This is a genomic window from Nocardiopsis sp. N85, from assembly GCF_028882275.1.
GTDB classification, from domain to species: domain Bacteria; phylum Actinomycetota; class Actinomycetes; order Streptosporangiales; family Streptosporangiaceae; genus Nocardiopsis; species Nocardiopsis lambiniae.
On record NZ_JARBUT010000025.1, the window covers coordinates 21,639 to 45,159 of the forward strand.

The window sequence follows — 23,521 nt, forward strand, 5'->3', positions numbered from 1 at the left end:
CCGAAAGCCCGTTATGAGCCGCTACGCCCACCCTGCCGGATCCCGTCACGCGGAGATCCTTCCCGAGGACAACCCGCCGCTGCCGCCCGAGGACCTCAACTCCCTCGACCCGCGGGTGTGGCCCGCCACCGCACGTCGTCAGGACGGCGAACTGATGGTGGGCGGTATCGGTGTGCGCGAACTCGCCACCACGTACGAGACGCCCCTGTTCGTCATGGACGAGGAGGACTTCCGGGCGCGGGCCCGCGACTACGCGACCGCCTTCGCCGGCTCCGACGTCTACTACGCGGGCAAGGCCCTGCTGACCAAGGCGGTCGCCCGCTGGGTGATCGAGGAGGGGCTCAAGCTCGACGTCTGCTCGGGCGGCGAACTGGCCGTGGCGCTGGCCGCGGGGGTGCCCCCCGAGAGCATCGGCATGCACGGCAACAACAAGTCCGAGCGCGAGCTCCACCGCGCGGTCGAGGTCGGGGTCGGCCGGATCATCATCGACTCCTTCGACGAGATCGAGCGCCTGGAGCGCGTCGCCGCCTCCCTGGACCGGACCCCCGCGGTGCTGATCCGCGTCACCACCGGCGTGGAGGCCCACACCCACGAGTTCGTCGCCACCGCCCACGACGACCAGAAGTTCGGGTTCGCGCTGAGCACCGGCGCCGCCGCCGAGGCGGTCCGCCGTGTGCTGGAGGCGCCCCACCTGGAACTGGTCGGTCTGCACTCGCACATCGGCTCCCAGATCTTCGACACCTCCGGTTTCGAGGTGGCCGCCCGCCGGGTGGCCCGCTTCCTCACGGGGATCCACCACGACCTGGGCGTCACCCTCGCGGAGCTGGACCTGGGCGGCGGCCTGGGCATCGCCTACGTTTCCGGCGACACCCCGCTGGACCCCAAGACCATCGCCGACGGCCTCACCTCGATCGTGCGACGCGAGTGCGAGGAGGCCGGTCTGCCGGTGCCGCGCATCGCCGTCGAGCCGGGCCGCGCCATCGCCGGTCCGCCCGGGATCACCGTCTACGAGGTCGGTACGGTCAAGGACGTCGAGGGCATCCGCACCTACGTCAGCGTCGACGGCGGGATGAGCGACAACATCCGCACCGCCCTGTACGGCTCGGAGTACACCGGCCGCCTGGTGTCGCGGGAGAGCGACGCCGAACCGATGCTGTCCCGGCTGGTGGGCAAGCACTGCGAGAGCGGCGACATCATCGTGCACGATCTGTACCTGCCCGCCGACCTGCGTCCCGGCGACCTGGTCGCGGTCGCGGCCACCGGCGCCTACTGCCTTTCCATGGCGAGTAACTACAACCATCTGCCGCGACCGGCCATGGTCGCGGTCCGGGACGGTGCCGCCCGCGTGATCGTGCGTCGGGAGACGGAGGAGGACCTCCTCCGCCTGGACGTCGGCTGACCGGTCCGCGAGTACGACGAAAGACGTCAAGAGGACACGAGAGAACTGGGAGTCACGCCCAAATGGCGATGAAGGTGGCGCTGCTCGGATGCGGCGTTGTGGGTTCGCAAGTCGTTCACCTGGTCGACGAGCAGTCCGAGGAGCTGGCCGCACGGATCGGCACGCCGATCGAGATCGGCGGAATCGCGGTGCGGCGCATCGACCGCGCCCGCGGTGTCGATCCGTCGCTGCTGACCACCGACGCCATGGCCCTGGTCACCCGGCCCGACATCGACGTCGTCGTCGAGGTCATCGGGGGGATCGAACCGGCCCGTTCGCTGATCCTGGCGGCGATCGGCGCGGGCAAGTCCGTGGTCACGGCGAACAAGGCGCTGCTGGCCGAGGACGGACAGACACTGCACGCCGCCGCCCGCGAGGCCGGTGTCGACCTGTACTACGAGGCGTCCGTCGCGGGCGCCATCCCGTTGCTGCGCCCGTTGCGCGACTCGCTTGCCGGCGACCGCGTCAACCGGGTGCTGGGCATCGTCAACGGCACCACGAACTACATCCTCGACCGGATGGACTCCCAGGGGGCCGGGTTCACCGAGTCCCTGGAGGAGGCCCAGGCCCTGGGGTACGCCGAGGCCGACCCGACCGCCGACGTCGAGGGCTTCGACGCCGCCGCCAAGGCCGCGATCCTGGCCCGGTTGGCCTTCCACACCCAGCGTGTGACGGCGGCCGACGTGCACCGCGAGGGCATCACGGGGGTGACCGCCGCAGACATCGCCAGTGCGAAGGCGATGGGCTGCGTGGTCAAACTCCTGGCGATCTGCCAGCGTTCGGAGGACGACAAGTCGGTGGGCGTGCGCGTCCACCCGGTGATGCTGCCGGTCGAGCACCCGCTGGCGAGCGTCAAGGAGGCCTACAACGCGGTGTTCGTCGAGGCCGCGTCGGCGGGTCGGCTGATGTTCTACGGCGCCGGCGCCGGCGGCACCCCGACCGCGAGCGCGGTCCTGGGCGACATGGTGGCGGTGGCGCGCAACCGCCTGGCCGGCACCTCGGTGGCCGAAGGCGGACACGACACCGGTCTGGCGGTCCACGACATGGGCGAGACCATCACCAGCTACCACGTGGCGCTGGACGTGGCGGACCGGCCGGGCGTGCTCTCCAAGGTCGCCGAGATCTTCGCCCGGCACCAGGTGTCCATCAAGAACGTGCGCCAGGAGGGACGCGGTGAGGACGCCCAGCTCGTGCTGGTCAGCCACCCCGCGCCGGACGCCGCGCTCAGCCGCACGGTCGACGACCTGCGTGGCCACGACATGGTCCGCGAGGTCGCCAGCGTCATGCGCGTGGAGACCTTCTCGGACTGACCCGGCCCGGGGCCCGGGGCGGGACGCGATGCCCGCCCCGGGCCCCGGTACACCGAGTTCATCTCGAAATATGAGACGCAAGGATCGCGATTCGAGATAACTTCGGGCGGGTCATAGACTCGTACCAGGTGAGGGCACCGACCCCGGTGTCGGAAGGTCCCACCTTTCCATCGCGCGTCAAGCGGAATCGCATCCACCCGAAAGGGACACAGTCGTGAGCATGGCACGGGCGTGGCGAGGCATCGTCGAGGAGTACCGCGACCGCCTCCCCGTCAACGAGAACACCCCCGTCGTCACCCTTCAGGAGGGCGGCACGCCCCTGCTGCCCGCCACGCGCGTATCCGAGCTCACCGGATGCGAGGTCTTCCTCAAGGTCGAGGGCCTCAACCCCACCGGTTCCTTCAAGGACCGGGGTATGACGATGGCCATCACCAAGGCCGCCGAGGACGGCGCCAAGGCCGTCATCTGCGCCTCCACCGGCAACACCAGCGCCAGCGCCGCCGCCTACGCCATCCGCGCCGGCATGACCTGCGCGGTCCTGGTGCCCCAGGGCAAGATCGCCATGGGCAAGCTCGCCCAGGCCCTCGTGCACGGCGCCCGCCTGCTCCAGGTCGACGGCAACTTCGACGACTGCCTCGAACTCGCCCGCAAGCTCAGCGTCGATTACCCGGTCGCCCTGGTCAACTCGGTCAACCCCTACCGCCTCCAGGGACAGAAGACCGCCGCCTTCGAGATCGTCGACGCCCTCGGGGACGCCCCGGACGTGCACTGCATCCCCGTCGGCAACGCCGGCAACATCTCCGCCTACTGGATGGGCTACACCGAGTACCACCGGGACGGGATCTCCGCCCGTAACCCCCGCATGCTCGGCTTCCAGGCCAGCGGATCCGCCCCGATCGTCAACGGCGCCCCGGTCACCCACCCGAGCACCATCGCCACGGCCATCCGCATCGGCAACCCGGCCTCCTGGAAGCTCGCCGAGCAGGCGCGCGACGAGTCCGGTGGGATCATCGACAAGGTCACCGACCGCCAGATCATGGCCGCCTACCGGCTCCTGGCCGCCGAGGAGGGCGTGTTCGTCGAACTGGCCTCCGCCGCCTCCGTCGCAGGCCTGCTCCAGGCCGTCGAGGCCGGACAGGTCGAGCGCGGCAGCCGGATCGTGTGCACGGTCACCGGCAACGGCCTCAAAGACCCCGACTGGGCTCTGGCGGGCGCCTCCTCGGCCACCACCGTCCCGGTGGACGCCTCGGCCGCGGCCCGCGCCCTCGACCTGGCCTGAGGGCCCTCCCGCGGGGGCGTCCGCGCCCCCCGGGAGAGCCCCGGCCCACCGTGAACACGGAAGAAGATCCCCACCATGACCCCACCGCGCCCCGACCGGGTGTCCGTCCGGGCCCCCGCCACCAGCGCCAACCTGGGCCCGGGCTTCGACGCGCTCGGACTCGCGCTGTCCCTGTACAACGACTTCGAGGTCGTCCTGCGCGACGACGACGAACTCCGGGTGGAGGTGAGCGGTGAGGGCGCCGGCGACGTCCCCGGTGACCACCGCCACCTCGTCGTCCGGTCCATGGCCACGGCCTTCGAGCGGGCCGGGGAGAAACTCCCCGGTCTCACGCTCACCTGCGCCAACGGCATCCCGCACGCGCGGGGTCTCGGTTCGTCCTCGTCGGCGATCGTCGGCGGCGTCGCCGCTGCGGCCGCCCTGCTCGGGCGCGCCACGCCCGACGGCGACCTCGACCGCGACTGGATCTACCAGGTCGCCGCCGACATCGAGGGGCACCCCGACAACGTCGCCCCGTGCGTCTTCGGCGGATACACCATCGCCTACCGCGACGGTGAACGCTGGGGTGCCGCGGCCCTCGCCCCGGACGCCCGCCTGATGCCGGTGCTGTGCGTCCCCGAGTGGCGGCTGTCCACCGAACGGGCCCGCGGGCTGTTGCCCGAGACCGTCCCCCACGCCGACGCGGCCTTCAACGCCGGCCGCGCCGCCCTCATGACCGCGGCCGTTTGTGGCCATCCCGAAACCCTGTACGCGGCCACCCGGGATCGGCTACACGAGGCCTATCGCGCCCCCGCCATGCCGAGGACCCTTGAACTCATCCGCGACCTGCGTGACCAGCGGGGATTGCCCGCCGTGGTCTCCGGGGCGGGTCCCACGGTCCTCGTGCTGTGCTCTGTGGCCGAAGGGAGGGCCGAGGTCGATTCGCCGGAAATCGTCGGGGCGATTGATTCAATCCGTCGGAGTACGGGTAATGATTGGGACATACGCCCCCTGCCCGTCGAGCAGGTGGGGGTGCGGTCCCCATCTCCCCATCCGTAGCACCATGTGTCGAGGAATAGCCGTGGCCTCCGGTGATGTTAGGCTAGGTGAAGCACCAGATGCCCCGTTGCGGGGTGAGTGCTCATCCGCCACAGCGGCCTTCGCATCCCATACTCCGGTGGTCCGGTCCCACGACCGTCCGGAAGCGGTGGCCGATGTGTCGATTCCGCGGTCTGCCCGCGACTGTGCCGAAGTCTCCGTTGTCCGCTCCTCCACCCCGGATGAGCGTGCCGCCACGGTCGACCGGTATCACCACCGAGCCATCCGCCCCGACGTCTGGCTGTACCCAGAGCCCGCCGCGATCGGGTAGGGGACCGTCTTCTCGCCGGTTTCCGACATCCACGTGGGGCACGCCCTACCCGGCCCAGCCGGTTCGCACCACCGGGCCGGCCGCTCCAGCACCCGCTGACGGCCGAAGCCCGCTCCTTGGGAAGGACCCTTAGTGAGCGACACCACCGAACTCCACACGGACGCGGCGGTCGACAGCAAGAACAGCACCGGCGCATCCGGAGCGGAGGTCGGCGACACCTCGGCCACGGGCACGTCGCCGGCCCGGTCCCGCGCTGCGGCGCGCGGCACCGGTCTCGCCGCCTTGAAGCTCCCCGAGCTGCAAAAGCTCGCGTCGAGCCTGGGTATCACCGGCACGGGGCGTATGCGCAAGAGCGACGTCATCGCCGCCATCGAGACCAAGCAGGGCGGACCCGTCGGCGGCCCCGCCAAGACCAAATCCGTGAAGAAGGCCGACACCGTGCCCGAGGCCGGTAAGGTCGAGGCAACCGACAGCCGGTCCCAGGAGCCGTCGGGCTCGGACGAGGCGCGTTCACGCGCCGCCGACCGGTCGTCGGACCAGGCCGTGACCGACTCTCAGGGGCGGGGCGAGAAGGCGTCCCGTGGCCGGCGTTCCTCCCGCAGGCGCGGAGAAGAGGCCGGCGACCAGCCCCGATCGGTGGACGGCGCCGAATCCTCTACCTCCGCGAGCAGCGTGACCAAGACATCCAGCACCCCCCAGAAGACCGGCTCCGACACCTCCGAGGACCGCGAAGGCCGGTCCGGGCAGGGTCGCGAGCGTCAGCGCAACCGTCGTAACCGCAACCGCGACGACCAGGGCACCGGCTCCGCCCCGCAGCAGCAGGGCGGTGGCCAGCAGCAGGGTCGTGGTGGCGGCAACCCCGACGACGACGAGTTCGGCGGACGCCGCCGTGGTCGCCGTCGGGACCGTCGGGACCGGCGCGGTGGACGCGGTGGCCAGGAACCCGAACCGGTGATCGGCGAGGACGACGTCCTGCTGCCGGTCGCGGGCATCCTCGACATCCTGGACAACTACGCCTTCGTCCGCACCACCGGCTACCTGCCCGGCTCCAGCGACGTCTACGTCTCCCTGGCCCAGGTGCGCAAGCACGGTCTGCGCAAGGGCGACCACATCATCGGCGCGGTCCGCCAGCCCCGTGACAACGAGCGCAAGGAGAAGTTCAACGCCCTGGTCCGCCTGGACTCGGTCAACGGCATGTCGCCCGACCAGGCCCGGGGCCGTCAGGAGTTCTCCAAGCTCGTCCCGCTGTACCCGCAGGAGCGCCTGCGCCTGGAGACCGAATCGAGTGTGCTGACCACGCGCATCATCGACCTGGTCGCCCCGATCGGCAAGGGCCAGCGCGGCCTGATCGTCTCGCCGCCCAAGGCCGGTAAGACGATGGTGATGCAGGCGATCGCCAACGCCATCACCGAGAACAACCCCGAGTGCTACCTGATGGTGATCCTCGTGGACGAACGTCCCGAAGAGGTCACCGACATGCAGCGCACGGTCAAGGGCGAGGTCATCCACTCGACCTTCGACCGCCCGGCCGAGGACCACACGGTCGTCGCCGACCTGGCCATCGAGCGGGCCAAGCGCCTCGTCGAGATGGGCATGGACGTCGTCGTCCTGCTGGACTCCATCACCCGTCTGGGCCGCGCCTACAACCTGGCCGCCCCGGCCAGCGGGCGCATCATGTCCGGTGGTGTGGACTCCACGGCGCTGTACCCGCCCAAGCGCTTCTTCGGCGCCGCCCGCAACATCGAGGGCGGCGGCTCCCTCACCATCCTGGCGACCGCGCTGGTGGAGACCGGCTCGCGCGCCGACGAGGTGATCTTCGAGGAGTTCAAGGGCACCGGCAACATGGAGCTCAAGCTCAGCCGCTCCCTCGCCGACAAGCGCATCTTCCCGGCCGTCGACGTGGACGCCTCCAGCACCCGCAAGGAGGAGATCCTCATGTCGCAGGAGGAGCTCAGCGTGGTCTGGAAGCTGCGTCGGGTCCTGCACGCGCTCGACACCCAGCAGGCCATCGAGCTGCTCCTGGACAAGATGAAGCAGTCCAAGAGCAACGCCGAGTTCCTGCTCCAGGTGCAGAAGACCACCTGATCGGGTGACCGTGACACGGCGGCCCCTTCCCCACGCGGGGGAGGGGCCGCCGTTCGTCGTCGGGGGTCGGTACCGTTCCGCCGTCGTTCTCCGCCTGCCTCGCGAAGACCGGGGTCGGCCCCGAGCGCTCGTCCAAGGAACCGGCACCGACCCCGACGAGGGCCGAATGGGGAACGACACCACCCCCTCCTCCGGGAGGGGGCGACGTGTCCCATGATCCGGAAGTACAGCGCCGCCGGACGAAAAAGGTCACCGATGTGTCGCAGGTCACCCATGGGGCCCGCCTCGGGTGAGGGAGACGATCCAGGGTCGGGTCGGTCGAGTATCCTCCGCCTCCGGGGAGCCCTCCACACGGACGGTCTCGCCCTGCTCGGCCTGCTCGCACTCACCCCGGTCGTCGCCGGCGTCCTCCCCGTCGGACTCCGCGTCCCCGTCATGTACGCCGTGCCCGTCGGTTGCGGGGTGGTCGTCCTCATCGCCGTCACCGCGTGGTCGCGATCGCCGCCCCCACCGTCCGGGCCCGATCCTCGTGGCTCGGCCACCGCTTCTCCGGGTGTGAAGACCCCCGCCCCTGTCCGCGACCTGGTCGAGAACCGAGGACTCGCCCGCGCGATCTCCGACGCCGGGTGGCGGGAGCCGCGGTCCATGTCGGAGTACCGGTGCGCGCGGTACGGAGGAGACCTGACCGTGGTGGACCCGTTCTTCCCCTCCACCCGCACCCGTGCCGACCGTGGCCGGGTCACCGAACGCCTGCCGCCGCACGTCCGGGAGCGGACGCGCGTGTGCGGGACCGTGCGCGACCGCGATGTGAACGCTGCCAGGACACCACGAGCCGCCGGGCCGGCGGCGCTCGCCGGCGGAGACGATGCGCGACCTCAACGGGAGTCCTTCCCCGCCGGGCGGGCGTCGATGAAACAGGAGACGCGGCGGGCGACCGCCGGGCCCTCCCACCGTCGAGGCGGGGAGGAGGTCATCGGCCGCACGCACCGCGACTTCTCCTCCGGTCACGGGGGCGTGGTGCCTCGCCCTCTTCTCCGCCCTGGCCATGACCGTTCCCCTCGTTCCGGCGGCGCCCTGGTGCCGCTCACCGGTCCGGCGGTGCACCTGCGCAGGTCCGACGCGCGTCGCGCAGCGAACGGGGCCGAAACGGAGAAGAGGGAATAGACACCGGTCACGGCACGGTTGTGGTTCTGGCAAACTGGTACCGGGGATACGGCCCGCCCTCCTCCATGAGGACCCGCCGCCCCTTACCTGGATCGCCGCGACACCGGTTCGCGCATGCCCGTGACGACGCCCCACCAGTGCGGTGGTGCGTCCGGCGTGCGTCCGGCGGTCGCGCCTCAACAAGGAGACGCACCATGAAGGCCGACATCCACCCCGAGTACGTCGCCACCGAGGTGACCTGCACCTGCGGTGCCCAGTTCGTCACCCACAGCACGGTGGCCGACGGCAAGATCCGCGCCGAGGTGTGCTCCGAGTGCCACCCGTTCTACACCGGCAAGCAGAAGATCCTCGACACCGGTGGCCGGGTCGCCCGCTTCGAGAAGCGCTTCGGCAAGCGCACCAAGTAGCGGCGCCCGTTCCTTCCCGTGGCGCCGGAGCACCGGCGCCACGGGACCCACGGCCCCCTCGGGGGGCGACAGGCAGGCGAGGCACGCGAATCAAGACGGGGTGGCACAAGTGAAGCTGGACGACCTCCTGGGGGAGTACTACGAGCTGGAACAGCAGCTCGCCGACCCGGAGGTGCACGCCGACCAGAGCCGGGCGCGCACACTGGGCAAGCGCTACGCGCAGCTCACCCCCATCATCGAGACCTACCGCGCGCTCAAGGAGACCGAGAGCGACATCGAGGCCGCTCACGAACTCGCCGCCGAGGACTCCTCCTTCGCGGAGGAGGCCGAACGCCTCACCCGGGACGCCGAACGGCTCACCGACCGGCTGCGCTTCCTGCTCGTCCCGCGCGACCCCGCCGACGACAAGAACCTCATCATGGAGGTCAAGGCCGGTGAGGGCGGCGAGGAGTCGGCCCTGTTCGCCGCCGACCTGGTCCGCATGTACCTGCGTTACGCCGAACGCCAGGGCTGGAAGACCGAGGTCATCGACACCACGCTCTCCGACCTGGGCGGCTACAAGGACATCACCATCGCCTTCAAGAACAAGGGCACCCCCGGGCCGGGGGCCGGCGTCTGGCCGATGCTCAAGTTCGAAGGCGGTGTGCACCGGGTGCAGCGCGTCCCCGTGACCGAGTCGCAGGGCCGCATCCACACCTCCGCCGCCGGCGTGCTGGTGGTCCCCGAGGCCGAGGACATCGAGGTCGAGATCCACGAGAAGGATCTGCGCATCGACGTCTACCGCTCCTCCGGGCCCGGTGGCCAGAGCGTCAACACCACCGACTCGGCGGTGCGCATCACCCACCTGCCCACCGGCATCGTGGCCTCCTGCCAGAACGAGAAGAGCCAGCTCCAGAACAAGGAGCAGGCCATGCGCATCCTGCGGTCCCGCATCTACGCCGAGGCCCAGGCCAGCGCGGACGCCGAGGCCGCGGCCGAGCGCAAGAGCCAGGTCCGCACCGTGGACCGCTCCGAGCGCGTGCGCACCTACAATTTCCCGGAGAACCGCATCTCCGACCACCGGGTCGGCTACAAGGCCTACAACCTCGACCATGTCCTCGACGGGGAACTGGACGGCGTCATCAAGGCCCTCGTGGACGCGGACACCAAGGAGAGGCTCGAAGCGGCCCAGGGATCATGAACCTTCTTCTCGACGAGGTCGCCCGCGCGACACTGAGACTCGCGGAGGCGGGCGTCGCATCGCCTCGCACGGACGCCGAAGAACTCGCGGCGTTCGTGCACGGTGTCCGTCGAGGGGAACTGCACACGGTCGCCGACACCGACTTCGACGCCCGGTACTGGGAGTGCGTCTCCCGGCGCGAGGCCCGCGAACCGCTCCAGCACATCACCGGTCGCGCCTACTTCCGCTACCTGGAACTCCAGGTCGGGCCCGGCGTGTTCGTCCCCCGGCCGGAGACCGAGATCATGGTCGACTGGGCGATCGAGACCCTGCGCGCCATGGACGTCGCCGACCCGCTGGTCGTCGACCTGGGCGCCGGCTCGGGCGCCATCGCCATCTCCATCGCCCAGGAGGTGCCGCGTTCGCGCGTGCACACCGTGGAGATCGACCCGGTGGCCCTGGGGTGGACCCGGCGCAACATCGACGCCAGCGGTCACGCCGACCGGGTCACCCCGCACCTGGGCGACATGCGCACCGCGCTGCCCGAGCTCAACGGCCGGGTCGACCTGCTCATCAGCAACCCCCCCTACGTGCCCACCCGGGAGGCCGACGCCATCCCCCCCGAGGTGCGCAACTACGACCCCGCCCCCGCCCTCTGGTCGGGCGAGGACGGTCTGGACATGATCCGTGACCTGGAGGCGGTCGGCCGCAGACTGCTGCGTCCCGGCGGTGCCATGGCCGTCGAACACCACGACGGCCAGGGCATCGACATCCCCTGGCTCTTCCCCGAGGACAAGGGATGGCGCGACGTCCTCAACCGCAAGGACCTGGCCCGCCGCGACCGCTTCGTGGTCATGCGTCGGGCCGACCACGAGGACTGACGGCCCCGGTGGTCACGACCCGCCCCGGACCGGCGCAGCCCGGTCGACTTGTTCGAGAACGAGGTGAACGCACGTGAGCCGCATCTACGACTGCGCGGACGAGACCGCTCGCAAGGACGGCGTCGCCGACGCCGCGTCCGCGGTGCGCCGAGGTGAACTGGTGGTGCTGCCCACCGACACCGTGTACGGCATCGGCGCCGACGCCTTCAGCCCCAAGGCGGTGGCGAACCTGCTGGCCACCAAGGGCCGGGGCCGCGAGATGCCCCCGCCCGTGCTGGTCGGCTCGACCCGCGCGGCGATGGCGCTCATCGACGAGCTGGGCGACCACGGCCGCGACCTGATGGACGAGTTCTGGCCCGGCCCGCTCACCCTGGTCTGCGCCGCCACCCCCAGCCTCTCCTGGGACCTGGGCGACACCAAGGGCACCGTCGCGGTGCGCATGCCGATGGACCCGGTCGCCCTGGACCTGCTCAAGGAGACCGGCCCGATGGCGGTCAGCAGCGCCAACAAGTCAGGGAGCCCCGCCGCCACCAAGGTGGCCGAGGCCATCGAACAACTCGGCGAGGAGGACATCGCCGTCTACCTCGACGGCGGCGCCACCGAGTCCTCGGTGCCCTCCACCATCGTCGACCTCACCTACGCGGTGCCGCGCGTGCTGCGCAGCGGTGCCATCCCCATCGAGCGTTTGCGCGAGGTGTGCGGCACCGTCATCGGCGAACTGCGCAAGGGTCCGGGGCGCCCGGTCGGTCCGCGGACCGACTCCGCCGCGACCGCGGTGCCGACCGACACCGCCGCGACCGCGGTGCCGACCGACCCCGGCGCGACCGCCCCGGATCAGGTCGAGGCCGCGGAGCCGACCGCCGAGACCCCCCACAACGACCGCGACTAGGTCCTGTTCCGCGGGTGCCCCCGTCGCGAGGGGAACGCCGTCGGCCGCGGGCCGTTCGTCGAGGGCTGTGGAGGGCGGCGGGCGTGCCGGGGCGTCGCGCGGCAGGGTGGGCATCCGCGGGACACGATCTAGCCGACCAGAGGACAGAAGGGCCAGGCAGTGCGGGAGTACGCGCTCACCTTCGTCATCGCCGCGGCGGTGACCTACCTGCTCGTTCCGCTGGTGCGCAAGTTCGCGATCGCCTTCGGCGCCACGCCGCCGGTGCGCGATCGCGACGTGCACACCGAACCCATTCCCCGGCTGGGCGGGCTGGCCATCTACGGCGGGTTCGCCGTCGCGCTGCTGCTCTCGGCCCAGTTGCCGCATCTGCAGAACGTGTTCGTCGCCGACACCTGGATCGGCCTGCTCCTGGCCGGCGGCCTCATCACCGTCATCGGTGTCATCGACGACCGGTGGGGAATGGGGCCCGTCAGCAAACTCGCCGGACAGGTCGCGGCCGCCGGGATCCTCGTCGCCAAGGGCGTGCAGTTGCTGTGGCTGCCGCTGCCCGGCACCCAGCTCTCGCTCGGCCCCTGGCTGGGCGCGCTGGTGTCGGTACTGCTCATCGTGGTGACCATCAACGCGGTGAACTTCGCCGACGGGCTGGACGGGCTGGCCGCCGGCATCGTCGGCATCTCGGCCTTCGCCTTCTTCGCCTACTACTACGTGGTCGCCGTGGAGCAGGGGTTCGTCCGCCAGTCGTACCCGGCGATGATCGCGATCATCCTCGCCGGGACCTGTGTCGGATTCCTCTGCCACAACTTCCACCCGGCCAAGGTGTTCATGGGCGACACCGGGTCCATGCTGCTCGGCCTGCTGCTCACCTCCATCACCATCACGGTCACCGGCCAGTTCGACGCCAACACCGCCCGCGAGGAGTTCAACTCGGGTCTGGTGGTGTTCCTCCCCATCGCACTGCCGCTGCTGGTCATCGCGTTGCCGCTGGCCGACCTGGTGCTGGCGGTGCTGCGCCGCACCCTGGCGGGCAAGTCCCCGTTCGCCCCGGACCGGGGACACCTGCACCACCGCCTCCTCGACATGGGGCACAGCCACGTGCGCGCGGTGCTGCTGATGTACCTGTGGGCGGGGATCGTGGCGTTCGCCGCGGTGGCGCTGTCGGTGTTCGACTCCGCCGTGGTGGTGCTGACGGTGACCGCCCTGGTGGCGGTCTGCGCGGTCGGGCTCATCGCCCTGCCCCGGTTGCGGCGGCGTGGCCTGCTGCCCTGGGGTCGCGCCCGCGCGGTCCGTGCGAACGATGGTGTGAAACCGTGAGAAGCCTGTGACCGGCCTCGGGGTCCGGGTCCCTTTCGGACGGTGTCACGAGAGGACCGGAAGGGGCCTCGGTGGCGGCCGAGGCGGGTGTGGCCAAGGTGACACAAGGCCCGAAGATCCCCCGGAGCGGGCGTTTCTCAAGGCGTTAAGGTCGCGTTAAGGAACCCCCGGATCCAGCACCGAAATCCTTGTGATAGCTTTCACGAGCAGGCAACCACTGAACCTCACGGAGCTTTTCTGATGCAGGAACACGACGCCCGGACCCTCCGCGGCGCCGCGATTCCAACGGCGCTCGTCGGCGTGGTCGCGTTGATCGCGGGTTTCGCCGTAGCCGGGATCCAGGGACTCCTCGGCGCCCTCTTCGGGGTCGCCTTGGTGATCGGCGCGTTCGCCAGTTCGGCGTTCGTCATCTCCTGGACCGGCGGCCGACGTCCGGATCTCCTCCTCCCGGTCGCCCTCCTCGTCTACACGACCAAGTTCGGCATCCTGCTGGCCGTCCTCATGGTCTTCCGGGGCACCGAGGCCCTGGACACCAGGGTCTTCGGCTGGACGGCGCTGGCCTGCGTCATCGCGTGGTTGGCGGCTCAGTCCGTGGCGGTCAAGCGGAGCAGGCAGCCGACCATCGTCCCCGCGAGCGAGGGCGGATCCGAGTCCGAGGACAGTGAGGCGCACCGGTGAACCCGTTGACGCGGGGCGGTGTGCCGAGTCTGATCACCTACTGCTATCTTCCGGAGCGAGAGCATGAGTCGGACGAGTGCGAAGAACGACGAACGGTCGTCCAACGCCAACGCCACCGCTCTCATCTCGTACCTGCTGGGAGGGCTCGCCTTCTGGGGCGCCGTGGGTTGGGCCGTGGATCGGGCGCTGGGCTTCTCCGGCCTCTTCCTCCCCATCGGTCTCGGCGTGGGTCTGGTGGGCTCGATCTACCTCATCTACGCCCAGTACGTCCGTTCCTGACCGAACACTCGGGTGCGTCCGCCCCCGCCGTGGGCAGGGGCGTCCCGACCAGAGAACCAAGGATTGAGTTGCGTCACGACGAAAGGGATCGCCGTGGGTGCTGACGTGAGCGTCGTCGCGGCGTCCGAATCAGGCTGCCACCTCTTCGGGGATGGCTGTGGTTTCGAGGCTCCTACTGTCGGGAGCCTCTTCTTCCCGACGCCGTGGGTCGACTTCGGCCTGGCCGGTACCTCCGGGTTGACCAAGTACTACCTGGTGGCGGTGGTCGCACTGATCGTCGCCGCCTCCTTCTGGTACTTCACCACCCGTAGGGCCAAGGTCGTTCCGGGCCGCGGTCAGAGCGTGGCCGAACTGCTGGTCGGCTTCCTGCGCGACCAGGTCACCCGGACCACCATGGGCAAGGAGGGGGACAAGTACCTCCCCCTGATGGTGACCCTGTTCCTGTTCATCTTCTGCATGAACGTCATGGGCATCATCCCCGGCCTCCAACTGCCGGTGACCTCCAACCTGGCCTTCCCCGCGGTACTGGCCCTGTTCATCTTCATCCTGTGGAACGTGGTCGGCATCCGCCGCCACGGAGTCGGCGCCCACTTCAAGGCCCGCCTCGTCCCCGGCGGTGTCCCCGGGTGGATCCTGCCGGTCGTGGTGCCCATCGAGGCACTGTCGAACTTCGTCATCCGTCCGGCCACGCACATGATCCGTCTGTTCGCGACCATGTTCGCCGGGCACCTGCTGCTCGCACTGTTCGCGGCCGCCGGTTTCTACATGTTCAACCCGACCTCCCCGATGGGTCCGCTGTTCGGCGCCATCTCGGTCGGTTACTCCGGTATCGCCCTGCTCGGCTTCCTGGTCTTCACGGCCTTCGAGCTGTTCATCATGGCGGTTCAGGCCTACGTCTTCGTCCTCCTGTCCTCCATCTACCTCGGTGAGGCCATGGAGGGCGCGCACTAGGAGAGGCCCCCGTGGTCCCTCCCGGTACGCACCGCAAGACCTATTCGGTTCATCACGTTCGTCCGACGACGTCCATGATCGTCGGCCTGTAGTAAAGGGAATATCAATGGATCTCGCCGCCATCGAAGGTAACCTCAACAGCATCGGTTACGGCCTCGCCGCCATCGGCCCCGGCATCGGTGTGGGTCTCGTCTTCGGTCTCGGTGTCCAGGCCATCGCCCGCCAGCCTGAGGCCCGTGGCGTCCTCCAGGGCCAGATGATCTTCGGCTTCGCCGTCATCGAGGCCCTGGCCATCCTCGGCTTCGTGCTCGCGTTCGCCGTCTAGTAGCACCTGGTCATAGAGAACGCGAAGGGGATGCCAACCGTGTATTTGGCAGCTGAAGAAAACGTCCTGCGGATTCACTGGGACGAGTTCACCTTCGGCCTCATCGCCTTCCTCATCATCCTCGGCGTCGTCTACAAGATGTGGCCGCGGTTGACGAAGGCGCTGGACGAGCGTGCCGACCAGATCGAGGGTGGCATCGCTCGCGCTCAGAAGGCCGAGGCCGAGGCGGACGAGATCCGCCAGCAGTACCGCGAGAAGCTCGAAGAGGCCCACCGCGAGTACGCCCAGGAGCTGGAGAAGGCCAAGGAGCAGCGCGCGGCGATCATCGCCGAGGCGCGCGAGGAGGCCCAGGTCGAGGCCCGCCGCATCATCGATGCGGCCCACGCCCAGATCGAGGCCGACCGCCAGCAGGCGTTCGTCCAGCTCAAGGGTGAGATCGGCACGCTCTCCACCGAGCTCGCCAGCCGGATCGTCGGCGAGAGTCTCAGCGACAGCGCCGCTCAGAACCGCGTCATCGACCGGTTCCTGGACGAGCTGGAGCAGAGCGAGGGCAAGCAGCAAGCCGAGGTGCGCTGATGCGTGGTATCAGCCGCACGTCGCTGACAGAGGTGACCCGGCGCCTGGACGAGAACGTCCTGGCGTCGGCCGGCACCGCCCAGAGCGGTGTCGCGTTGGGCGGCGAGCTGTTCCAGGTCGTCGGCCTGCTCACCGAGGAGCACTCGCTGCGCCGCTGGCTCGCCGACCAGGCGAACCCGTCCGAGGCCAAGACCGGCCTCATCGGGCATCTACTGGAGTCCAAGGTGTCGCCGTCGGCGGTCCTCGTGGCCTCCGACGTCGTCTCGGCCAAGTGGTCGAGCGCCCGCGACCTCGTGGACGCCCTGGAGCGGATGGCGGTCTACACGACCATCGCCTCCCTCCAGAGCGCCGCGGCCCTGGACGGGCTGGAGGACGAACTGTTCCGCTTCGAGCGGATCGTCGCCGCCCAGCCGCGACTGCGCGACGCCCTGACCCGTGACGGGGTCTCCCGCGAGCACAAGCTCTCCCTCCTGGAGGACCTGCTCTCGGGCAAGGTGGACTCCGCGACGCTGACCCTCGTCGGCCAAGCGGTCACCCGACCCCGGGGACGTACCCTGGAACAGGCGCTGGACAACTACGGTCGGATCGTCGCCGAGCGCGCCATGCGCTACGTCGCGGTCGTCCGCAGCGCCGTCGCCCTGAGCGAGGACCGGCAGTCCCGGCTGGAGGCCGCGTTGTCGCGGGCCTACGGCCGCGACATCCACCTGAACATCGAGGTCGTCCCCGAGATCGTGGGTGGCCTGTCCATCCAGGTGGGGGACGAGGTCATCGACGGGACCATCGCCGGGCGTATCGCCGAGGCCCAGCGCCGTCTGGCCGGCTGAAGAAACGCAAGGCAAGCACGCACGGCGCCGGTCAGGCGCCACTTGAGAGCAAGGACAACGTAGAGATGGCGGAGCTGACGATCCGGCCGGATGAGATCCGGGACGCGCTGCAGCGCTTCGTCCAGTCGTACGAGCCTGAGACCACCCGCGCGGAAGAGGTCGGTACCGTCACCTACTCCGGTGATGGCATCGCCCGCGTCAGTGGCCTTCCCTCGGCGATGGCGAACGAGCTGCTGAAGTTCGAGGACGGAACCCTGGGCCTGGCCCAGAACCTCGAAATCGGCGAGATCGGTGCCGTTGTGCTGGGCGACTTCACCGGGATCGAAGAGGGGCAGAAGGTGCGTCGCACCGGCCGCCTCCTCTCGGTGCCGGTGGGTGACGACTTCCTCGGCCGTGTGGTGGACCCCCTGGGCACCCCCATCGACGGCAAGGGCGAGATCGCGTCCACCGAGCGCCGTGAGCTGGAGTTGCAGGCCGCGACCGTGATGGAGCGCAAGCCCGTTCACGAGCCGCTTCAGACCGGTATCAAGTCGATCGACTCGATGACCCCGATCGGCCGCGGCCAGCGCCAGCTGGTCATCGGCGACCGGCAGACCGGCAAGACCGCGGTCTGCGTCGACGCGATCATCAACCAGAAGGCGAACTGGGAGTCGGGCGACCCTGACAAGCAGGTGCGCTGCATCTACGTCGCGATCGGCCAGAAGGGCTCCACCATCGCCAGCGTGCGAGGTGCCCTCGAAGAGGCCGGCGCGATGGAGTACACCACCATCGTCGCGGCCCCCGCGTCCGACGCGGCGGGCTTCAAGTACCTCGCCCCCTACACCGGTTCGGCCCTGGGCCAGCACTGGATGTACGAGGGCAAGCACGTCCTCATCGTCTTCGACGACCTGACCAAGCAGGCCGAGGCCTATCGCGCGGTCTCCCTCCTGCTGCGCCGCCCGCCGGGCCGTGAGGCCTACCCGGGTGACGTCTTCTACCTCCACTCCCGGCTCCTGGAGCGCTGCGCCAAGCTCTCCGACGAGCTGGGCAAGGGCTCGCTGACGGCGCTGCCGATCATCGAGACCAAGGCGGGCGACGTCTCGGCGTACATCCCCACCAACGTCATCTCCATCACCGACGGCCAGGTCTTCCTGGACTCCGAGCTGTTCAACCAGGGCCAGCGCCCGGCCATCGACGTCGGTATCTCGGTCTCCCGTGTCGGTGGCGCGGCCCAGACCAAGGCGATGAAGAAGGTCTCCGGTACCCTCCGTCTGGGCCTGGCCCAGTACCGCGAGCTTGAGGCCTTCTCCGCCTTCAGCTCCGACCTGGACGCGGTCTCCAAGCAGCAGCTGGCGCGCGGCGCCCGCCTGATGGAGCTGCTCAAGCAGGGCCAGTACTCCCCGTTCGCGATGGAGAAGCAGGTCGTCTCCATCTGGATGGGCACCACCGGCCGCATCGACGACGTGCCCGTCGAGGACGTGCGCCGCTTCGAGGAGGACTTCCTGGACTTCCTCGACCGCGAGCACACGAGCGTCCTCGACGACATCCGTGAGAGCGGGAAGTTCGAGAGCCAGACCGAGCAGGCCCTGGAGGGCGCGCTCGACAAGTTCAAGCAGGGCTTCCAGACCTCAGCGGGCACGCTCCTGGGCACCGAGGCCGAGGCCGAGGCGCTCGAAGAGGAGAACGTCGGCCAAGAGACCATCAAGGTCGCCAAGGGCGGGAAGTAACCCATGGGTGCACAGCTTCGCGTCTATCGCCGGAGGATCCGCGCGACGAAGTCGACGGCGAAGATCACCCGTGCGATGGAGCTCATCGCCACGACGCGCATCACCAAGGCGCAGCGTGCGGCTGAGGCTGCCGGACCCTACGCGCGGGAGATCACCAGGGCGGTCTCGGCCCTGGCGAGCCGGGTGTCCGACCACCCGCTGCTGACCGAGGCCGAGAACCCCACCCGTGCCGCCGTCCTGGTCATCACCAGTGACAAGGGCCTGGCCGGCGCCTTCTCGTCCAACGTCCTCAAGGAGGCCGAATCCCTCGCTCAGCTCCTCAAGGAGCAGGGCAAGGAGGTCGTCACCTACATGGTGGGCCGTAAGGGCATGGCCGCCTACAGGTTCCGCGACCGCAAGGTCGAGGACCAGTGGGAGGGCATCACCGAGCGTCCGACCTACGCGCACGCCCAGGAGATCGGCACCGCGCTCATGGAGAGGTTCGCCCAGGACACCTCCGAGGGCGGCGTTGACGAGATCCACGTGGTTTCGACCGAGTTCGTGTCGATGCTGACCCAGCGCGCGGCCGCCACGCGGGCGCTGCCGCTGGAGGTGGAAGAGGTCGACGAGGCGGAGCTCGAAGCCGCGCACGGCGGGCAGGCCCTGCCGCTGTACGAGTTCGAGCCCTCCGCCGAGGAGGCGTTGGACCGGCTGCTCCCGCAGTACGTGACCAACCGCATCTACTTCGCCCTCTTGGAGTCCGCGGCATCCCAGCAGGCGTCCCGTCGCGCGGCCATGAAGGCCGCCACCGACAACGCCGAGGAACTCGCCAAGAACCTGACCCGTCTGGCCAACCAGGCGCGGCAGGCCGAGATCACCAACGAGATCAGTGAGATTGTCGGCGGTGCCGACGCGCTCTCTGCTGCAAGCGCGGGAAGTGAGTAAGAAAAGTGACTGCGACTGTTGAAGAGACGACCGGTGCCGGCACCGCCACCGGTCGTATCGCCCGGGTCACCGGCCCGGTCGTCGACGTGGAATTCCCCGTCGGCTCCATCCCTGGTATCTACAACGCCCTCCACACCGACGTGACCGTCGGTGGCGAGACGAAGGTCATCACCCTGGAGGTCGCCCAGCACCTGGGTGACAACCTGGTGCGGGCCATCTCCCTCGCCCCGCAGGACGGTCTGGTCCGTGGCGCCGAGGTGCGCGACACCGGCGAGCCCATCAGTGTGCCGGTCGGCGACATCGTCAAGGGTCACGTGTTCAACACCCTGGGCGAGTCCATGGACGTGCCGATCGCGGAGCTCAACGTCACCGAGCGTTGGCCGATCCACCGCAAGCCGCCGGCGTTCGACCAGCTTGAGTCCAAGACCGAGATGATGGTCACGGGCATCAAGGTCATCGACCTTCTCACCCCGTACGTGCGCGGTGGAAAGATCGGTCTGTTCGGTGGTGCCGGTGTCGGCAAGACCGTGCTGATCCAGGAGATGATCACCCGTATCGCCCGCAACTTCGGTGGTGTGTCCGTGTTCGCCGGTGTCGGCGAGCGCACCCGTGAGGGTACGGACCTCTTCCTGGAGATGGACGAGATGGAGGTCCTCCAGGACACCGCTCTCGTCTTCGGCCAGATGGACGAGCCCCCGGGCACCCGTCTGCGCGTGGCGCTGTCGGCTCTGACCATGGCGGAGTACTTCCGCGACGTTCAGAACCAGGACGTGCTCCTGTTCATCGACAACATCTTCCGTTTCACCCAGGCGGGTTCCGAGGTCTCCACGCTGCTGGGCCGTATGCCCTCCGCCGTGGGTTACCAGCCCAACCTGGCCGACGAGATGGGTCAGCTCCAGGAGCGGATCACCTCGACCCGGGGTCACTCGATCACCTCCATGCAGGCGATCTACGTCCCCGCGGACGACTACACCGACCCGGCTCCGGCGACCACGTTCGCCCACCTGGACGCGACGACCGAGCTCTCCCGCCCGATCTCGCAGAAGGGCATCTACCCCGCGGTGGACCCGCTGGCGTCGACCTCCCGCATCCTCGACCCGCAGTACGTGGGTCAGGAGCACTACCAGGTCGCGCAGCGGGTCAAGGAGATCCTCCAGCGCAACAAGGACCTCCAGGACCAGATCGCCATCCTCGGTATGGACGAGCTGTCCGAAGAGGACAAGATCATCGTCAACCGCGCGCGTCGCATCGAGCGCTTCCTGTCGCAGAACATGTTCGTGGCGGAGAAGTTCACCGGTACGCCGGGTGTGTTCGTTCCCCTGGAGGAGACCATCGCCTCCTTCAAGGGTCTGTGCGACGGTGAGTACGACCACCTGCCCGAGCAGGCGTTCCTCGACGTCGGCAACATCGACATGGTCGTCGAGAAGGCCAAGAAGCTCCAGGGCTGAAACCGCGCGGAGCGTCCGTCGAGGTGATGGCGGGCGACGGGCGGGATAGTTCTCAGTTCTCGGTCGGGGCCGGCCGCCGTCATGGTGGTCGGCCCCGCCGAATCCAATCGCTGGCCGAGGAGTTCAGGCAGTGTCGAAGAAGCTTTTCGTCGAGATCGTCTCGCCCGAGCACGAGGTTTGGGCCGGCGAGGGCGACATGGTCATCGCGAAGACCGTCGAGGGTGAGATCGGTATCCAGCCGGGGCACATCCCCGTGCTGTCGCTGCTCGCCGAGGACGCGGTCGTCCGCGTGCTGGGCGCGCGGGAGAACGGAGAGGTCCGGGCCGCCGCGCACGGCGGGTTCATCTCGGTGTCGGGCGAGGGTCGGATCTCCATCCTCGCCGAGACCGCGGAGCTGGCCGAGGACATCGACGTCGACCGTGCCCGCACGGCGCTGAAGAAGGCGACCGAGGCGGACGACGACGCCGCCCTGGTGCGCGCTCGCAGCCGCCTGCGCGCCGCCGGTGAGGACGTCGCCTAGGGCGCGTTCCGTGGGCGCCGCCCGCCGCTCGGCAGTGTGAGCGGCCGGAGGGACACGCCCTGGTTCTACCGACCGAAAGACGGGGGTGGTATGGAACAACCTCTGGAGTTCCTACGGTGGGCGCTCCTCGCCCTCGTCCTGTGCGCGGTGGCGGTGGTGTGCGCCGGTCTGCTGCGCCGCCGGCTCCTCCTGCGGCGCGGTGGCACGGTGGAGTGTCATCTCCGTTCCCCGGGCATGAGGGGGCGCCGGGGCTCCTGGCGGATCGGCCTGTGCCGGTACGGCTCGGAGAACCTGGGCTGGTTCCCCGCCTTCTCGATCAGACCGCGGCCGACAGCAGAGCTGTCGCGCCGCGGTCTCGTCATTGTGGGGCGCCGATCGCCGGAACCGGCGGAGCACCTGCCCTCGGACGTCACCGTCGTGCAGGTGGGCTGGGCCGCCCAGGACGGACGTGAACCGAAGACGGCCGAGATGGAGATCGCCATGAACGACGCGACCCTGACCGGTTTCCTGTCCTGGATGGAGTCGATGCCGCCCGGCACCCGCTGGGAGGCCTGAGCGGTGTCCCCGCCCTCCTCCCGGCCGGCCCGGTGCGCCGCCGCCACGGCGGGCGAGCGGCATGGCAGGATGCGTGTCCATGGTCTCATCGCGGTTGCGGGGCCTGACGGCCCTCGCCCTTCTCAGCCCGTTCATCGTCGCCTGCCAGCCGCCCGGTGGTCATGTCGCCGCGGTCGCCACCGGACACTTCACCGCCGGGCACCGGTTCCCGGTCGTCATGATCACCTGGTGCGGTGAGGAACCTCCCCGCCAGATCGACCTGCTCGGCGAGGAACAGCGAAGACATCTGGTGGCCACCCGCGCGTTCGAGGGCGACTCCATCGAGGTCGACCTGTCCGCCCCGGGGGAGGACTGGCGCATCGTCGACGACGACGGCCGCGCGGTCTACCGGATGGGCCCCGACTCCCCCCAGGAGGAGTACCTGTTGGGGGTGGGCACCGCGGAGGCCGAGCCCGGTGAGGAGACCGAGCACGACATCGCCGTGCTGCGGTTCACCACCGAGGCCCTGGCCTCCGAACAGGGCGTGTACGCGAGCGTCTCCCGTGAGGGTGAGGCCGAGTACACCGATCCGGGTGCGTTCCCCCCGGCCTGCTGATCCCGGCCGCCCTCAGGGGATCAGCGCTCCCCGCCGGGCTTCCACAGGACCTCGTCGCCCTCCTCCGCCACGTACCGACCCAGGATGAACAACAGGTCGGAGAGGCGGTTGAGGTACCGCGCGGTGAGCGGGTTGACGGTGTCGCCGTGCTCGGCGATGGCCGCCCACACACCGCGTTCGGCCCGGCGCACCACGACCCGGGCGGTGTGCATCAGGGCGACGGTGGGGGATCCGCCGGGGAGGATGAAGCTCCGCAGGGTGGGCAGGTCGGCGTTGTAGGTGTCGCAGGCCTCCTCCAGCCGGGTGACGTACTCCGGCAGGACGCGCAGTGGCGGGTACCCGGGGTCGGGCACGATGGGTGTGGACAGGTCGGCCCCGAGGTCGAACAGTTCGTTCTGCACGCGGGAGAGCAGTGTCCGCACGTCCTCGGGGACCTCGCCGAAGGTGAGCACGGAGCCGATGGCGGCGTTGGCCTCCTCGGTGTCGGCGTACCCGACGATCCGCGAGTCGTTCTTGTCCGTGCGGCTCATGTCGCCGAGCGCCGTGGTGCCGGCGTCCCCGGTGCGCGTGTAGATCTTGGACAGCACGACCGGCTTGTCCGTGTCCCGTTGAGTCATGCCCCCACCCTAGGCCTGTTCGGCGGTTCGTTCCGGTTCGCGGTCTCCGGACCGCCGCTCGCCGCGCGGTCCGGACGCGGACGGCCAGACCCGCGCCGGTCGTCTTGAGAGAGGTCGCGCTCATCGGAGGGCGATGGTAACGGAGAATAACCATTCGGTATCGGGGGGTGAGGGGTGATGTGGCTCACTGATACCTTATGGAGTGAGGGAGCTACTCAACGTAGTCCCGGGGTGGTGCTCGCGCACCGTACC

General features: G+C 69.5%; 24 protein-coding genes. 23 read left to right on the plus strand and 1 reads right to left on the minus strand.

The window, feature by feature from the left end:
• Positions 1-13: 13 nt before the first annotated feature.
• The 23 genes from lysA to PWG71_RS25695 all read left to right on the plus strand — a co-directional run bounded on the left by lysA (position 14) and on the right by PWG71_RS25695 (position 22,652).
• The gene (lysA, locus tag PWG71_RS25590; protein ID WP_274812569.1) at positions 14-1,399 is read left to right on the plus strand and encodes a diaminopimelate decarboxylase; all 1,386 of its coding nucleotides are present in this window, start codon (positions 14-16) and stop codon (positions 1,397-1,399) included.
• A gap of 62 nt (positions 1,400-1,461) precedes the next feature.
• A complete protein-coding gene (locus PWG71_RS25595) occupies positions 1,462-2,748 on the plus strand; it encodes a homoserine dehydrogenase (protein WP_274812570.1) in 1,287 nt (428 codons plus the stop codon).
• A gap of 220 nt (positions 2,749-2,968) precedes the next feature.
• The gene (gene thrC / locus PWG71_RS25600; RefSeq protein ID WP_274812571.1) at positions 2,969-4,027 is read left to right on the plus strand and encodes a threonine synthase; all 1,059 of its coding nucleotides are present in this window, start codon (positions 2,969-2,971) and stop codon (positions 4,025-4,027) included.
• A 75-nt stretch (positions 4,028-4,102) separates the two neighbouring features.
• Entirely contained in the window at positions 4,103-5,065 is a 963-nt protein-coding gene (gene thrB, locus PWG71_RS25605; protein ID WP_274812573.1) for a homoserine kinase, read from the plus strand.
• A gap of 442 nt (positions 5,066-5,507) precedes the next feature.
• Positions 5,508-7,460 carry a transcription termination factor Rho gene (rho, locus tag PWG71_RS25610; RefSeq protein WP_274812574.1) on the plus strand — a complete coding sequence of 651 codons (1,953 nt, stop codon included), beginning with the start codon at positions 5,508-5,510 and terminating at the stop codon, positions 7,458-7,460.
• Positions 7,461-7,895: 435 nt separating this feature from the next.
• A complete protein-coding gene (locus PWG71_RS28885) occupies positions 7,896-8,624 on the plus strand; it encodes a zinc ribbon domain-containing protein (RefSeq protein ID WP_446725100.1) in 729 nt (242 codons plus the stop codon).
• A 194-nt stretch (positions 8,625-8,818) separates the two neighbouring features.
• Complete coding sequence (gene rpmE, locus PWG71_RS25615) at positions 8,819-9,031, plus strand: 50S ribosomal protein L31 (protein WP_274812575.1); 213 nt, start codon at positions 8,819-8,821, stop codon at positions 9,029-9,031.
• 109 nt (positions 9,032-9,140) lie between these two features.
• Entirely contained in the window at positions 9,141-10,211 is a 1,071-nt protein-coding gene (gene prfA / locus PWG71_RS25620) for a peptide chain release factor 1 (RefSeq protein WP_274812633.1), read from the plus strand.
• Positions 10,208-11,071 (plus strand): peptide chain release factor N(5)-glutamine methyltransferase, encoded by an 864-nt coding sequence (gene prmC, locus PWG71_RS25625; RefSeq protein ID WP_274812576.1) that lies wholly within the window; start codon positions 10,208-10,210, stop codon positions 11,069-11,071. Before prfA ends, prmC begins: the two co-directional genes overlap by 4 nt.
• A gap of 73 nt (positions 11,072-11,144) precedes the next feature.
• Positions 11,145-11,960 (plus strand): L-threonylcarbamoyladenylate synthase, encoded by an 816-nt coding sequence (locus PWG71_RS25630; protein WP_274812577.1) that lies wholly within the window; start codon positions 11,145-11,147, stop codon positions 11,958-11,960.
• Between the two features lie 159 nt (positions 11,961-12,119).
• Positions 12,120-13,271: an MraY family glycosyltransferase gene (locus PWG71_RS25635; RefSeq protein WP_274812578.1), complete on the plus strand. Its 1,152-nt coding sequence runs from the start codon at positions 12,120-12,122 to the stop codon at positions 13,269-13,271.
• A 240-nt stretch (positions 13,272-13,511) separates the two neighbouring features.
• Positions 13,512-13,949, plus strand: a complete 438-nt coding sequence (locus tag PWG71_RS25640) for a hypothetical protein (protein ID WP_274812579.1) — start codon at positions 13,512-13,514, stop codon at positions 13,947-13,949.
• A gap of 63 nt (positions 13,950-14,012) precedes the next feature.
• Positions 14,013-14,228 (plus strand): hypothetical protein, encoded by a 216-nt coding sequence (locus PWG71_RS25645; RefSeq protein ID WP_274812580.1) that lies wholly within the window; start codon positions 14,013-14,015, stop codon positions 14,226-14,228.
• A 93-nt stretch (positions 14,229-14,321) separates the two neighbouring features.
• Positions 14,322-15,179 (plus strand): F0F1 ATP synthase subunit A, encoded by an 858-nt coding sequence (gene atpB, locus PWG71_RS25650; protein WP_274812581.1) that lies wholly within the window; start codon positions 14,322-14,324, stop codon positions 15,177-15,179.
• Between the two features lie 106 nt (positions 15,180-15,285).
• On the plus strand, positions 15,286-15,504 hold the full coding sequence (gene atpE / locus PWG71_RS25655) for an ATP synthase F0 subunit C (protein ID WP_220562989.1): 219 nt from the start codon (positions 15,286-15,288) through the stop codon (positions 15,502-15,504).
• Positions 15,505-15,534: 30 nt separating this feature from the next.
• On the plus strand, positions 15,535-16,080 hold the full coding sequence (locus PWG71_RS25660; protein WP_274812582.1) for a F0F1 ATP synthase subunit B: 546 nt from the start codon (positions 15,535-15,537) through the stop codon (positions 16,078-16,080).
• On the plus strand, positions 16,080-16,904 hold the full coding sequence (locus PWG71_RS25665) for a F0F1 ATP synthase subunit delta (protein ID WP_274812583.1): 825 nt from the start codon (positions 16,080-16,082) through the stop codon (positions 16,902-16,904). Before PWG71_RS25660 ends, PWG71_RS25665 begins: the two co-directional genes overlap by 1 nt.
• A gap of 65 nt (positions 16,905-16,969) precedes the next feature.
• Positions 16,970-18,610, plus strand: a complete 1,641-nt coding sequence (gene atpA, locus PWG71_RS25670; RefSeq protein ID WP_274812584.1) for a F0F1 ATP synthase subunit alpha — start codon at positions 16,970-16,972, stop codon at positions 18,608-18,610.
• Between the two features lie 3 nt (positions 18,611-18,613).
• Complete coding sequence (locus PWG71_RS25675; protein WP_274812585.1) at positions 18,614-19,534, plus strand: F0F1 ATP synthase subunit gamma; 921 nt, start codon at positions 18,614-18,616, stop codon at positions 19,532-19,534.
• Between the two features lie 5 nt (positions 19,535-19,539).
• Positions 19,540-20,982 (plus strand): F0F1 ATP synthase subunit beta, encoded by a 1,443-nt coding sequence (gene atpD, locus PWG71_RS25680; protein WP_274812586.1) that lies wholly within the window; start codon positions 19,540-19,542, stop codon positions 20,980-20,982.
• 130 nt (positions 20,983-21,112) lie between these two features.
• Entirely contained in the window at positions 21,113-21,502 is a 390-nt protein-coding gene (locus tag PWG71_RS25685) for a F0F1 ATP synthase subunit epsilon (RefSeq protein WP_274812587.1), read from the plus strand.
• A 90-nt stretch (positions 21,503-21,592) separates the two neighbouring features.
• Positions 21,593-22,057 (plus strand): DUF2550 domain-containing protein, encoded by a 465-nt coding sequence (locus tag PWG71_RS25690; protein WP_274812588.1) that lies wholly within the window; start codon positions 21,593-21,595, stop codon positions 22,055-22,057.
• 79 nt (positions 22,058-22,136) lie between these two features.
• Positions 22,137-22,652, plus strand: a complete 516-nt coding sequence (locus PWG71_RS25695) for a hypothetical protein (RefSeq protein ID WP_274812589.1) — start codon at positions 22,137-22,139, stop codon at positions 22,650-22,652.
• A gap of 20 nt (positions 22,653-22,672) precedes the next feature.
• Here the strand turns inward: PWG71_RS25695 and PWG71_RS25700 are convergent, their stop codons facing one another.
• Positions 22,673-23,269, minus strand: coding sequence for a cob(I)yrinic acid a,c-diamide adenosyltransferase (locus PWG71_RS25700; RefSeq protein ID WP_274812590.1), 597 nt, complete (start codon positions 23,267-23,269; stop codon positions 22,673-22,675).
• Positions 23,270-23,521 lie beyond the last annotated feature (252 nt).

Excerpts from the sequence above, each read along its gene's own strand:
- atpA (WP_274812584.1), top strand. The coding sequence starts at position 16,970 with ATGGCGGAGCTGACGATCCGGCCGGATGAGATCCGGGACGCGCTGCAG.
- rpmE (WP_274812575.1), top strand. The coding sequence starts at position 8,819 with ATGAAGGCCGACATCCACCCCGAGTACGTCGCCACCGAGGTGACCTGC.
- thrC (WP_274812571.1), top strand. The coding sequence starts at position 2,969 with ATGGCACGGGCGTGGCGAGGCATCGTCGAGGAGTACCGCGACCGCCTC.
- atpE (WP_220562989.1), top strand. The coding sequence starts at position 15,286 with ATGGATCTCGCCGCCATCGAAGGTAACCTCAACAGCATCGGTTACGGC.
- lysA (WP_274812569.1), top strand. The coding sequence starts at position 14 with ATGAGCCGCTACGCCCACCCTGCCGGATCCCGTCACGCGGAGATCCTT.
- PWG71_RS25595 (WP_274812570.1), top strand. The coding sequence starts at position 1,462 with ATGGCGATGAAGGTGGCGCTGCTCGGATGCGGCGTTGTGGGTTCGCAA.
- PWG71_RS25695 (WP_274812589.1), top strand. The coding sequence starts at position 22,137 with ATGGTCTCATCGCGGTTGCGGGGCCTGACGGCCCTCGCCCTTCTCAGC.
- PWG71_RS25640 (WP_274812579.1), top strand. The coding sequence starts at position 13,512 with ATGCAGGAACACGACGCCCGGACCCTCCGCGGCGCCGCGATTCCAACG.
- PWG71_RS25675 (WP_274812585.1), top strand. The coding sequence starts at position 18,614 with ATGGGTGCACAGCTTCGCGTCTATCGCCGGAGGATCCGCGCGACGAAG.
- PWG71_RS25700 (WP_274812590.1), bottom strand. The coding sequence starts at position 23,269 with ATGACTCAACGGGACACGGACAAGCCGGTCGTGCTGTCCAAGATCTAC.
- prmC (WP_274812576.1), top strand. The coding sequence starts at position 10,208 with ATGAACCTTCTTCTCGACGAGGTCGCCCGCGCGACACTGAGACTCGCG.
- PWG71_RS28885 (WP_446725100.1), top strand. The coding sequence starts at position 7,896 with ATGTACGCCGTGCCCGTCGGTTGCGGGGTGGTCGTCCTCATCGCCGTC.
- PWG71_RS25690 (WP_274812588.1), top strand. The coding sequence starts at position 21,593 with ATGGAACAACCTCTGGAGTTCCTACGGTGGGCGCTCCTCGCCCTCGTC.
- PWG71_RS25660 (WP_274812582.1), top strand. The coding sequence starts at position 15,535 with ATGCCAACCGTGTATTTGGCAGCTGAAGAAAACGTCCTGCGGATTCAC.
- thrB (WP_274812573.1), top strand. The coding sequence starts at position 4,103 with ATGACCCCACCGCGCCCCGACCGGGTGTCCGTCCGGGCCCCCGCCACC.
- PWG71_RS25665 (WP_274812583.1), top strand. The coding sequence starts at position 16,080 with ATGCGTGGTATCAGCCGCACGTCGCTGACAGAGGTGACCCGGCGCCTG.
- PWG71_RS25645 (WP_274812580.1), top strand. The coding sequence starts at position 14,013 with ATGAGTCGGACGAGTGCGAAGAACGACGAACGGTCGTCCAACGCCAAC.